Source organism: Geminicoccus flavidas (assembly GCF_009806515.1).
Classification (GTDB): Bacteria; Pseudomonadota; Alphaproteobacteria; order Geminicoccales; family Geminicoccaceae; genus Geminicoccus; species Geminicoccus flavidus.
In genome coordinates, this window is the sequence record NZ_WUJP01000592.1 from 1 (window position 1) to 11019 (window position 11019).

An 11019-nucleotide genomic window follows, 5' to 3' on the forward strand; every position below is an offset into this window, starting at 1 on the left:
GGCGAGGAATGGGAGCAGCCCGGGCAGGCGGCACGTCGGGCCGCATGACCCGGGGCTTGCCTTGCCGCCCCGCTGTCGCGACATCAGGACGGTAGCGACGGGCTTGGCGAGGAGGTTGGCCGGTGAATATCGGGCAGGCGGCGGAGCGGTCGGGGCTGCCGGCCAAGACGATCCGCTACTACGAGCAGATTGGGCTGATCGATCCGCCGGCCAGGCGGAGCAGCAACTATCGCGACTATGACGAGACCGACGTCCAGACGCTGCTGTTCATCCAGCGCGCCCGTTCGCTGGGATTCTCGATCGACGACTGCCGTGACCTGCTGGCCCTTTATCGCGCCCGCGACCGCAGTGCTGCCGAGGTGAAGGCGCTGGCGCTGACCAGGATCGGCCAGATCGACAGCAAGATCGGCGAGCTCATGTCGATCCGCGCCACCCTGTCGGCCCTGGCCGACCGCTGTGCCGGCGACGACCGGCAGGAATGCGCCATCCTGGCGGATCTCTCGCGGGCCGGTTGACCCGGCCGCAAACCCGTCCTGCCGCTCGAAGCGGCGGTTGGACGGCTTGGTTCTGTAAATATTCGGCCCGGCGAAGCAGGTTTTCCGGAAGACAGTCCACGTCGATTGGACCATTTTATGCTGTGCAATTTGGTAGTTAATCGTGGCAATATTGCTGCACCGGGCAGTCCTGTTTTGGCTGCCCGCAGAAAACCAGCGCGTGGAGCGTAACTTGATGACGGTCCGCTGAACAACGCCTCCAAAGGGAGCAACGCCATGATCCGCGCAGCAGGGATCCGCACCGCAGGTGTCTGCCTGATGCTGAGCATGATCGCGCCGGCCGCCTACGCACAGTCAGGCTCGGCGGCTCAGCCCATGACGGAGGGAGGTGCCGGGATCACGGCAGAGCAGAGCGTCTATCAGGTCTTCTTCGCGCTCGGCAGTGCGGAACTCGACAGTGAGGCCATGTCGACGATCGCCGCCGCCGCGAACTGGTACAAGCTGGGCGGCGTGCCCAGCATCTCCGTGACCGGCCACACCGACACGACCGGCAGCGCTGCGGTTAACGAGGAAGTGTCTCAGCGTCGCGCCCAGGCCGTCGCCGATGCGCTGGTCAGCTTCGGGGTGCCCGAAATGGCGATCACTCAGAACGCCGTCGGCCAGAGCGACCTGCTCGTGCAGACGGGCGAGGGCGTTGCGGAGCGGCAGAACCGCCGGGTCGAGATCAGGCTGGAGCCGATGCAGGAGGAGCAGCCGGTGGCGGAGGCTGCCCCACCCACGGCCGCGACCGGGCCGGTCGAGGAGGTCGCCGATGTCATCCGCCGCGGCAAATTCGGCATCGGGTTCTACTATGGTGCTAACCTGCTCGACGAGGGCGACGAATCCGGTGAGGACACGCACCATGTCACGCATCTGCTCGGCTTGAACCTCACCTTCGACTACCTGCTGCTCGACTGGCTGAATCTGTCCCTGGAGCAGGCCGGCTTCTACAACGTCGACACGGACGACGACGGCTTCGGTGGCCGGACCGCGGCCGGCCTCGACTTCGTGTTTCCCGTGAGCGAGGGCGGCTTCGGCACGATCACGAGCTTCCTGCCCTATGTCGGCGTGAACCTCGGCGGGATCTACGGCTCGGGCCTCAACGATGACTTCTTCTGGGGGCCGGAGATCGGCCTGAACCTCGGCCCGGTCCAGGCGAAGATCGCCTATGACGTGCCTTTCGACCGTGACTTCGACGAGGGCATCATCTCCACGACGATCGGCGTCGGCATCCCGTTCTAGGCGAGTTCCGGCCAAAGGCCTGCGGGGGAGTTCGGCCCCCGCCGGCTGCCGCCGTCACGGGCCGAAGCTCAGCTTCAGGCCACCCAGCGGCCCGAAGTCGACCTCGACCTCGTCGCCAGGCTCGACCGGCAGCGGTACCATGCAAGTGCCGGTGGTAACCATCTGTCCGGCCTTGAGCGTGATCCCCTGCCGGGACAGCTCATTGGCGAGCCAGGTGAGTGCCGAGAGCGGGTCGCCCAGCACGTTGGCGCCAAGGCCAGTGCGCTCCAGGCGGACCAGGCCATCGCGCCGGACCGTAGCGGTCGGAGCGAAGGCGAGGAGGTCCAGCTTACGCCAGTCGGCGGTGGCCGCAGCACCATGGATGAACTGGTGGGCGCAGGCATTGTCCGCGAGCAACTGAGCCTCGCCCGCGGTGGCGAAGTCCTCGAAGCGCGAATCGGGAACCTCGATCGCCGGGTGGAGGCTGCCGATCGCCGCCAGCACCTCGTCCGGCCGGTAGTCGGCCGGGCGGGGCGGCAGGTCCCGGGCCATGCGGAAGGCGAACTCGGGCTCGGCTACCTTCATCTCGTTGCCGAGAAGCGACACGGTGGTGCCGGGTGCGAGCACGCGCTCTTCGAGGATGCGCCCGGCCAGCGGCCCGTCCACACCGATATGGGCCTGGCCGGCCAGGCTGGTGGCGGCGATCTTCCAGCCGAACAGCGGGGCCGCGCTGCGCTCCTCCAGATGGGCCTGCACCGCATAGCCGTCCGCCCGGGTCTTGGGCAGCATCTCGTCCGGGATCGCGGGCAGCTTCCAGCCCTGTTGCCAGCAGCGGAACAGGAGGTCGGATGCGGCCCTGGTGCTGGCATCGGCGGTCATGAGCGCTTCCTTGCTATTATCGCCGCTGGCGGCTTGCACGGCCAAACCTACGTGCTTTCCTGCCCGAGGTGGAGCGCCCGCGACGGGAAGGACATGGCGATGTGGATCGGTCCGGCCCGGCCGGAGCAGCGACAGGAGGTGGTGGAGCTGTGGCGCGCGGCCGGGCTCACCGTCCCGCACAACGATCCGGTGGCCGATTTCGACCAGGCGCGCGGCCGCCCTGGCTCCGACGTCCTGGTGGGCATGCTCGGTGCGCGGCTGGCCGGGGCGGTGATGGTCGGCCATGACGGCCACCGCGGCTGGCTCTATTATCTGGCAGTGGCACCGGAACTGCGTGGCCAGGGCCATGGCCGCGCCCTGGTCACCGCAGCCGAGGCCTGGCTCGCCCGGCACGGCATCCGCAAGGTGCAGCTCATGGTCCGCGCGGGCAACCGAGGGGTCTGCGGCTTCTATGCCCGGATCGGCTATGCCGAAGCGCCGGTGACGACCTTGGCGAAGTGGCTGGATCTCCCCGGCTGAACAGAACATGGGCGCAGGCCGCGCTTGCCCCACCGCGGCCTGTGTGCCATCGCCGCATCTCACGGTGCCGCTGGCGCATCGATGCGGACATCAAGGGACGAGCGAGGCGATGAGGACGGATGGTCGGCTGGCGGATGCGCTGCGGCCGGTGGTGATCGAGATGGGCGTGAACCGGCACGCGGAAGGCTCCTGCATCGTGTCGTTCGGCCATACGCGGGTGCTGTGCACGGCCACCGTGGAGGAGCGCGTCCCGCCCTTCCTGCGCAATACCGGCAAGGGCTGGGTGACCGCCGAGTACGCGATGCTGCCGCGCTCGACCCATTCCCGCTCCCAACGCGAGGTCGCCAAGGGCCGGCAGAGCGGGCGGACCATGGAGATCCAGCGGCTGATTGGCCGCTCGCTGCGCGCCGTCACCCTGCTGGACCATCTGGGCGAGCGGCAGATCGTGGTTGACTGCGACGTGCTGCAGGCCGATGGCGGTACCCGCACCGCATCCATCACCGGCGCCTATGTCGCCCTGCACGAGGCGCTGCAGAAGCTGGTCATGAAGGGCGACCTGAAGCGGCTGCCGCTGCGCGAGCCGGTGGCCGCGGTGTCCTGCGGCCTAGTGAAGGGCGAGGCCCTGCTCGATCTCGACTATAGCGAGGACAATGGCGCGGAGGCGGATGCCAATTTCGTGCTCACCCGCTCGGGCAAGATCGTCGAGATGCAGGTGACCGCCGAGGAGGCACCCCTGGAGCCCGCCCAGATCCAGGCCTTGCAGCGCCTGGCCGAGAGCGGGGTGACGCGGCTGGTCGAGCGGCAGCTTGTCGCCCTGGCCGAGGCCGGCTTCGCATGAGCCGGCGCCTCCTCGAGCCCAAGCTGGTGGTGGCGACCCACAACCAGGGCAAGCTGAAGGAGCTGCGCACCCTCCTGGGCGACCATCCGGTGGAGCTGGTCAGCGCTGGCGAGCTCGGTCTGCCGGAGCCGGCCGAGACCGAGACGAGCTTTGCCGGCAATGCGCGGATCAAGGCGCACGCGGCGGCAAAGGCCAGCGGCCTGCCGGCCCTGGCCGACGACAGCGGCATCGCCTGCCGCGGCCTGGATGGTGCGCCCGGCGTCTGGTCGGCGGACTGGGCGGCCCCGGACAAGGACTTCACCAGGGCGATGGCCCGGGTCGTGCGCGAGCTGGAGGCACGCTTTGGCGGTTGGGACCAGGCAGACCGGCAGGCCGCCTTCGTGAGCTGCCTCTGCCTTGCTTGGCCGGATGGCCATGACGAGCTGGTCCAGGCCGAGGTCACCGGCACGCTGGTGGCCAGCCCGCGCGGCGCCAACGGATTCGGCTACGACCCCATCTTCGTGCCCGACGGCGAGAGCCGGACGTTCGGCGAGATGGCGCCCGCCGAGAAGAACGCGCTCAGCCACCGCACCCGCGCGTTCCGCCTACTGAAGGAGCGCTGCTTCTAGCGCACCCATGACCAGTCCACCCGCCGGGCTGTTCCTCCGCGCGGATCCTGCTGACGCGGGCCTCGTGCGCCTGCGCACCGCACTGGCCCGGACGCTCGCCACCGTAGCCGGAGCACGCTTTGCCAGCCTGTTCCTGGATGCACCGGTCGCCATCGCGGTGCCCGCGGCGGCAGCGCTGCGTGCGCAACTGGACGTGGGCGGCTGGCTCATGCCTGATGCCGAGGTGACCTGGCATGGCCCGGTGGCCTCGCCGGCAGCGCTGCGGGCCCTGGACGTCACCCGTCGCTCGCTGCCGGGGCCGCCGATCGAACGTCGCGCCAGGCCGGCCACCGGTCTCGCGATCGAGCTGGGCCAGGCGGACCTGCCGCACCCGCCCGACGATGCGTGGATGCGGCGGATGCTGGCGGCAGGCATGGTCCATCTGGGCCTGAGCGGCAGCGAACTCCCGGCTGCCTGGGTGGCGCTGGTGGACCGGCTCCTGCAGGCCCACGGGTTCTGCCGCTACGAGACCCTGCACTGGTCGCTGCCCGGCCACGAGGCGCGTTGGCTGCTGGACGCGCGGCGGGGCCGGGCGATCATGGGGTTGGGCCCGAGCGCCTATGGCCGCTGGCCGGATGCCGCCGGCTGGCGCTGGTGGCGCTCGCCCGGGGCCGCGGCCTGGTGCCGGGCAATGGATCGGGGTGGGGCCGGGCGCGGCCGCCTGCACCGGCTGACGGCACAGGAGCGGGCGCAGGAGCGGGTGATCGACGGGTTGCGCCTGGCAGAGGGCATCACGCCTGCCGCGATCGAGGCGGAGACCGGCCTCTTGCGCTCTTCCTGGCTGGACGAAGATGCGCTGGCGCGGCTGTGCGCAACCGACCGGCTCCATGACCTGGACGGCCGGCTGATTGCCGCCGATCCAGCCGAAGCCGACGCGCTGGCCCGGGCTTTGCTGCGCTGGCCTGCCTGATAGCGCGAAGCAGCTCTTGCCCGATGGCGCCCGCCCCGGCATACAGGCCCCGGAACGGGGCCGTAGCTCAGCTGGGAGAGCGCGACGTTTGCACCGTCGAGGTCGTCGGTTCGATCCCGATCGGCTCCACCAATTCCTCCGCCGGGCCTGCGGGCCGGCCTGACCGCATCGTCCGGTGGTTCGTGATCGCGAGCACCGCAGGGCCCAAGCGCAGCCTTGCTGGCCGGGCATGCGCCGCCCAGATGCTCCAGTAAGCCCCGTCGATCGAGACCGGGGCAAAGGAGGGCAGTCATGGCGGACACCATCAGCACTGAAGCCATCCGCAGGGAGCTGGAGCAGCAAATCAGCGAGCTGCGACGCGAGGTCGGCCGGCTCGCCAGGTCAGTGTCGAGCCGTGGCGAGACGGCGCTCGACGAGCTGCGAGGCTCGGCCGAGGACGCTTATGAGGAGGCGTCGGAGCGGGCGCGCAAGGCGGCGCGCCGGGTGCGGAAGGAGGCCCGGTTCGTCGGCGAGACGGCGCGGGAGCATCCCGGTGCCGCCGCCACCATCCTGTCGTCGGCAGGCTTGGTGGGCTTCGTCCTGGGCTTCATCGCCAGCCAGATCCTGGCGGGCGAATCCCGCCGCTGAAGGCAGGGGCGGCGGTTCAGGCCGCCTCCAGCAGCCGTGCGGCGCGGGTGGTGGCCGGGCCTGGCTGGCCGGTCCCGATCGGCTGGCCGTCCAGGGACAGGAGCGGGCGGACGCCGATCAGGCAGTTGGTCAGGAAGGCCTCGTCTGCGGCCAGGAGCTCGTCGCGGCGCAGCGGCCGCTCCTGGGCCGGCAGGGCGGCCATCAGCCTGGCGCGGGTGATGCCCGGCAGTACCCCGCTGCCGATGTCGGGGGTGACGAGGGTTCCGTCCTTCACGAGAAACAGGTTGGCGCTGGTGGCGCAGGCGAGATCGCCTCGCGTGTTGAGCAGGATCGCCTCGTTGGCGCTGCTGGCCAGTGCCGCCCGCAGGCAGAGGATCTGGTCGAGGCAGCCCAGCGACTTGATGCGCGACAAGGGCGAGCGCTCGTTGCGCGGGATAGCGGCGGTCACCGCTTGAGCTGGCGCCGGCGCGGAGCCGGAACTAGGAAAGGCGCGCAGTAGGAGCATCGGCCGGCAGGGCTCGGGCGGAAGCAGGCCGCGCGGGCCGGCCCCGCGGGTCAGGGTCAGGCGGACCGCAGCATCGGCCAGCCCGGTCCTTGCCAGAAGATCGCTGATCGCCAGCTCCAGTCCCGCCAGGTCGCAGGGCAGGGGGATACCCAGCGCTCCCGCACTGGCTGCCAGCCGTGCCGTGTGAAGGTGGAGCAGGGGTACCCGGCCACCGCTCGCGCGCATCGTCTCGAACAGGCCGTCGCCCAGCAGCAGGCCGCGGTCCGCCGGGTCGATACACGCTTCCTGCGCCGGGCGGAGCCGGCCGTCCTGCCAAAGCCAGTCCAAGGCCAGCTCCCTCCTGCCGCGTCCCGCCTCTAGCCGTTCCCCGCCGGTAAAAAAAGAACCCCGGGTCCGAGGACCCGGGGCGAACGCGCGCTAGTCGAACGGGAAAGGGTTCAGGAGCCGAACCAGCTCGACGAGATCCCGGTCTGGTTCATGACCGTCAGCAGATGGTTCTGCCCGAGGTCGATCACGGTGTTGCCGTCGATCACGGTCGCGTTGGCGACCGCACTGGCGACAGTGGCGCCACCGCGCAGGATGATCTGGTCGGCGCCGATTTGGAAGTCGGTGATGACGTCGCGCTCGCCGCCGACGCGCAGGACGATGAACTGGTCGGCACCGGCGCCGCCGGTCATGGTGTCGTTGCCCCACTGGCCCCAGATCATGTCGTCGCCGTCGCCGCCGTTCAGGATGTCGTCGCCGACCCCGCCCGTCAGGCGATCATTGCCGGCACCGCCCAGGAGCGTGTCGTTGCCGGTCTTGCCATCCACGATGTCGTTGCCATCGCCGCCCTCGACCTTATCGTCGCCTAGGCCGCCATAGAGCCGGTCGTCGCCGTCGCCGCCGAAGAGCTGGTCGTTGCCGAGCGCGCCGAACACCAGGTCGTTGCCGAACTCGCCGCGGACGATGTCGTCGCCGGCACCGCCGGTGATGGTGTCGTCGCCGGTGGCGGTGCCGAAGCTGTCGTCGCCCCAGATGATGTCGTTGCCGTTGCCGCCATCGATATTGTCGTTGTCGGCACCGCCGCGGATCAGGTCGTCGCCGTCGCCACCGGTCAGCCGATCGTTGCCAGCGTCGCCATAGAGCTTGTCGTTGTCGGCCGCCCCGGCCAGCACGTCGTTGCCGCCGCCGCCGCGCATGAAGTCGTGGCCGTTGCCGCCCATCAGCACGTCGTTGCCGAGCTGGCCGCTCAGCACGTCGTTGCCGTCCATGCCGCGCAGGATGTCGTCGCCGTCGAAGCCATAAAGGGTGTCGCGGCCGGCACCGCCCTCGATCGTGTCGCGGCCCGGGCCGCCGAACAGCCGGTCATTGCCGATCCCGCCGCTGATGAAATCGTCGCCGGTGCCACCGTTGATCACGTCGTCGCCGTCCTCGCCATAGAGGAAGTCGAAGCCGTGGTGACCCCAGATCTGGTCGTTGCCGAGTCCGCCACGGATCTCGTCGCTGCCGTTCGTGCCACGCAGCTCATCGTCGAGGTCGGAGCCGGGAATGAGATTCGCCATGAAAATGTCCTCGGAGCGTCTTGGTGCTCACGAGGTTACTAAAACATTAATAAATGGCAATTTCTAGTGGCGATTCTGCGAGTACCACGATATGCAGATCAACCAAAAAGCAACCAATTCTAGAGAGTTAACGCGCGGAGGCCCGCTGGCTCTATCAGCCATCTCCTACGATCGCGTCATGAACCTGTCATGTTGTCGTCCGCCCCATCGCCCGCGCTCAGCCGCGTCAGCAGGCTGGCCACCGTCTGGCCCAGCACCGGATGACGCCAATCGGGCCTGACGCGGGCCAGCGGCCCCAGCACGAAGTCGCGCTCGTGCATGCGCGGATGGGGCAGGGTCAGGCCCGGCAGGTCCACCACCTCCTCCCCCAGGAGGATCAGGTCCAGGTCGATCACCCGCGGCTGCCAGGGCAGGGCCTCGGGATCGCGCACCCGGCCGAGCGCCCGCTCGATCTCCAGGAGCCTGGCCAGGATCTCCTCGGCCGGCAGCTCGGTCGCGGCGACCACGACCCCGTTCAGGTAGGACGGGTGCTCGCGCACCGGGTCGTCGGGATGGACCAGCGCCGGCGTCTCGATCCAGCCGGACGCGGCCAGGATCGGCCCGATCCGCACGGCGATCCGGTCCAGCGCCTGGTCCAGCGCACGGCGGCTGTCGCCCAAATTGCCGCCAAGCGCGATTGCTGCTTCCACGAAAGGCTCTCCGGCAGGGGATGCCGCCACCTGCCGGCAGCGGCGGCCGGCGTCAACGGCCGAGCCGTTGTCCGGGCAAGCACAGCGGTATGGTTTCCGACACTTTGCGCGGCGATTTCATGATGCCGCCCATGGTTCATCTTCTGCATCCCGCTACATCCCCTCCATCCGATCACGACGCCGAGAGCGCCATGGACTTCCTGGCCATCCTTTCTGATCCCGCCGCCTGGGCATCGCTCGCCGCGCTGACCGCGCTGGAGATCGTGCTGGGCATCGACAATCTCATCTTCCTGTCGATCGTCGCCAGCCGCCTGCCGGTGCACCAGCAGAACGCTGCACGGCGGATCGGCCTGTCGCTGGCCCTGCTGATGCGCCTGGGCCTGCTGGCCAGCATCGCCTGGATCGTCAGCCTGACCCAGCCGATCTTCTCGATCGCCGAGTTCGACGTGTCCTGGCGCGACATCATCATGTTCGCCGGCGGCCTGTTCCTGCTGGCCAAGGGCACGCTTGAGATCCATCACACCATGGAGGAGCAGCACACCGAGAGCAGCAAGGCCGGCAGCACCTTCACCATGGCCATCATCCAGATCGTGCTGCTCGACATCGTGTTCTCCCTGGACTCGGTCATCACCGCCGTCGGCATGGCCGAACATCTCTCGGTCATGGTCACCGCCGTGATCATCTCGATGATCGTGATGCTGGTCGCGGCCCAGCCGGTGGGCGACTTCGTCAACCGCCACCCGACCGTGAAGATGCTGGCGCTGGCCTTTCTGGTGCTGGTCGGCACCATGCTGGTCGCCGAAGGCTTCCACTTCCACGTGCCCAAGGGCTACATCTACTTCGCGATCGCCTTCTCGGCGGGCGTCGAGGCGCTGAACCTGCTGGCACGCAGGAAGCGGCTGGCCAAGACGCACTGACGCCGCAACAGCACCACCGTTCAGGAGCGGGACCGAACGGTTCTTGCTCCTGAACGAATCATGTAGGATAGTTTATCCTTCTTTCATCCGTGCTCATGTGCGACCGAAAGAAGGGTTGCTTCTATGGCCAGCATCAACGGTACCGGCCGGGCCGACATCCTGTCCGGCACGCCGCTCGCGGACGTTATCTGGGCCGGGAGCGGCGACGACCAAGTGAGCGGCCGGGCCGGCAATGACCGGCTCTACGGTCAGGCCGGCGGCGACCGCATCCATGGCGGCGACGGCAACGACCGGATCGGCGGCGGCTTCGGTGACGACCGCCTGTTCGGCGATGGCGGCAACGACACGATCATGGGTGATGGCGGCCGCGACTATCTGTGGGGCGGGGCCGGCAACGATCAGCTGCTGGGCGGCGAAGGCAACGATCTCCTGAACGGCAATTCCGGCGACGACGTCCTGGACGGCGGCGCCGGCAACGACCTGGTCTATGGTGGGCCCGGGCTCGACCGGTTGCAGGGCGGGGCGGGAATCGACACCGTGTCGTTCGCGGAAGAGACGCACGGGATGTACATCAACGTGTGCTACCAGTTCGCTGCCGACGGCAATCCGGAGGAAGGGCCGGTCCATTCCGAGGAGATGGTCGGCTTCGAGCGGATCCGGGGCAGTGCCTTCGACGATACAATTTCGGTCATCATGAACAGTGAACTCGACCGGGTGTTCACCCCGTTCTCCCTGTTCGGCCTCGGTGGCGACGACTTCATCAACGGTGCCCAGGGCGGCGACGAGATCGAGGGCAATGCCGGCAGCGACTCGCTCCACGGCCAGGTCGGCGACGACCGGATCGATGGCGGTCTCGGCGACGACTATGTCGACGGTGATGCCGGCAACGACCGGCTGACCGGTGGGGCCGGGCACGACATCTTCAGCTATGCGGCCATCTGGGCGCAGGACGAGCGCATGACCGGCTCGGACGTCATCACCGACTTCGCCCCGGGGCAGGACCGCCTCGCCATGGTCGTCTATGTCGAGGATCAGTCCGACCCCGAACCGGCGCCCGGCATCTACTGGCAGAGCCGCGCGCTGTTCGACATCCTGGACAGCAATGACGACGGGCAGGTGAGCGACCAGGACCGATTCGCGGACGACACGGCGGTCGGCGGCGTGCGCGGGTTGCGGATCGACTTCTCCGG

13 protein-coding genes and 1 tRNA gene are annotated in these 11019 nt (G+C 68.8%); 10 read left to right on the top strand and 4 right to left on the bottom strand.

What is annotated here, in order from left to right; all coding sequences use genetic code 11:
• Positions 1–122 precede the first annotated feature (122 nt).
• Positions 123–515: a Cu(I)-responsive transcriptional regulator gene (gene cueR, locus EQG76_RS16790; protein ID WP_159715501.1), complete on the top strand. Its 393-nt coding sequence runs from the start codon at positions 123–125 to the stop codon at positions 513–515.
• A gap of 255 nt (positions 516–770) precedes the next feature.
• Positions 771–1775: an OmpA family protein gene (locus EQG76_RS16795; protein WP_159715503.1), complete on the top strand. Its 1005-nt coding sequence runs from the start codon at positions 771–773 to the stop codon at positions 1773–1775.
• Positions 1776–1829: 54 nt separating this feature from the next.
• On the opposite strand, the gene EQG76_RS16800 is transcribed toward EQG76_RS16795, so the two are convergent.
• Positions 1830–2633 (bottom strand): 2-keto-4-pentenoate hydratase, encoded by an 804-nt coding sequence (locus EQG76_RS16800; protein ID WP_159715505.1) that lies wholly within the window; start codon positions 2631–2633, stop codon positions 1830–1832.
• 99 nt (positions 2634–2732) lie between these two features.
• Here EQG76_RS16800 and EQG76_RS16805 point away from each other — a divergent pair, with 99 nt between their 5' ends.
• The 6 genes from EQG76_RS16805 to EQG76_RS16830 all read left to right on the top strand — a co-directional run bounded on the left by EQG76_RS16805 (position 2733) and on the right by EQG76_RS16830 (position 6174).
• On the top strand, positions 2733–3152 hold the full coding sequence (locus EQG76_RS16805) for a GNAT family acetyltransferase (RefSeq protein ID WP_235031412.1): 420 nt from the start codon (positions 2733–2735) through the stop codon (positions 3150–3152).
• Between the two features lie 109 nt (positions 3153–3261).
• Entirely contained in the window at positions 3262–3990 is a 729-nt protein-coding gene (gene rph / locus EQG76_RS16810; protein ID WP_159715509.1) for a ribonuclease PH, read from the top strand.
• On the top strand, positions 3987–4598 hold the full coding sequence (gene rdgB / locus EQG76_RS16815) for an RdgB/HAM1 family non-canonical purine NTP pyrophosphatase (protein ID WP_159715511.1): 612 nt from the start codon (positions 3987–3989) through the stop codon (positions 4596–4598). Before rph ends, rdgB begins: the two co-directional genes overlap by 4 nt.
• A gap of 7 nt (positions 4599–4605) precedes the next feature.
• Positions 4606–5547 (top strand): hypothetical protein, encoded by a 942-nt coding sequence (locus EQG76_RS16820; RefSeq protein ID WP_159715513.1) that lies wholly within the window; start codon positions 4606–4608, stop codon positions 5545–5547.
• A gap of 56 nt (positions 5548–5603) precedes the next feature.
• Positions 5604–5679 (top strand) — tRNA-Ala (locus EQG76_RS16825).
• 159 nt (positions 5680–5838) lie between these two features.
• Complete coding sequence (locus EQG76_RS16830) at positions 5839–6174, top strand: hypothetical protein (RefSeq protein WP_159715515.1); 336 nt, start codon at positions 5839–5841, stop codon at positions 6172–6174.
• A 16-nt stretch (positions 6175–6190) separates the two neighbouring features.
• Here the strand turns inward: EQG76_RS16830 and EQG76_RS16835 are convergent, their stop codons facing one another.
• The 3 genes from EQG76_RS16835 to folK form a co-directional block, all read right to left on the bottom strand.
• A complete protein-coding gene (locus tag EQG76_RS16835; RefSeq protein WP_159715517.1) occupies positions 6191–7006 on the bottom strand; it encodes an aminotransferase class IV in 816 nt (271 codons plus the stop codon).
• A 110-nt stretch (positions 7007–7116) separates the two neighbouring features.
• Positions 7117–8223: a calcium-binding protein gene (locus EQG76_RS32815; RefSeq protein ID WP_159715519.1), complete on the bottom strand. Its 1107-nt coding sequence runs from the start codon at positions 8221–8223 to the stop codon at positions 7117–7119.
• Between the two features lie 176 nt (positions 8224–8399).
• Positions 8400–8912 (bottom strand): 2-amino-4-hydroxy-6-hydroxymethyldihydropteridine diphosphokinase, encoded by a 513-nt coding sequence (folK, locus tag EQG76_RS16845; protein WP_200840870.1) that lies wholly within the window; start codon positions 8910–8912, stop codon positions 8400–8402.
• 191 nt (positions 8913–9103) lie between these two features.
• Between folK and EQG76_RS16850 the strand changes: the two genes are divergently transcribed.
• Both EQG76_RS16850 and EQG76_RS33055 read left to right on the top strand, forming a co-directional pair.
• A complete protein-coding gene (locus EQG76_RS16850) occupies positions 9104–9829 on the top strand; it encodes a TerC family protein (protein ID WP_159715523.1) in 726 nt (241 codons plus the stop codon).
• Between the two features lie 123 nt (positions 9830–9952).
• On the top strand, positions 9953–11019 hold a 1067-nt coding region (locus tag EQG76_RS33055), incomplete at its 3' end, for a calcium-binding protein (RefSeq protein WP_321573475.1).

Coding starts and splice junctions, on each gene's coding strand:
- EQG76_RS16830 (WP_159715515.1), top strand. CDS start 5,839: ATGGCGGACACCATCAGCACTGAAGCCATCCGCAGGGAGCTGGAGCAG.
- EQG76_RS16820 (WP_159715513.1), top strand. CDS start 4,606: ATGACCAGTCCACCCGCCGGGCTGTTCCTCCGCGCGGATCCTGCTGAC.
- EQG76_RS16805 (WP_235031412.1), top strand. CDS start 2,733: ATGTGGATCGGTCCGGCCCGGCCGGAGCAGCGACAGGAGGTGGTGGAG.
- EQG76_RS32815 (WP_159715519.1), bottom strand. CDS start 8,223: ATGGCGAATCTCATTCCCGGCTCCGACCTCGACGATGAGCTGCGTGGC.
- EQG76_RS16795 (WP_159715503.1), top strand. CDS start 771: ATGATCCGCGCAGCAGGGATCCGCACCGCAGGTGTCTGCCTGATGCTG.
- rdgB (WP_159715511.1), top strand. CDS start 3,987: ATGAGCCGGCGCCTCCTCGAGCCCAAGCTGGTGGTGGCGACCCACAAC.
- EQG76_RS16800 (WP_159715505.1), bottom strand. CDS start 2,633: ATGACCGCCGATGCCAGCACCAGGGCCGCATCCGACCTCCTGTTCCGC.
- EQG76_RS16850 (WP_159715523.1), top strand. CDS start 9,104: ATGGACTTCCTGGCCATCCTTTCTGATCCCGCCGCCTGGGCATCGCTC.
- rph (WP_159715509.1), top strand. CDS start 3,262: ATGAGGACGGATGGTCGGCTGGCGGATGCGCTGCGGCCGGTGGTGATC.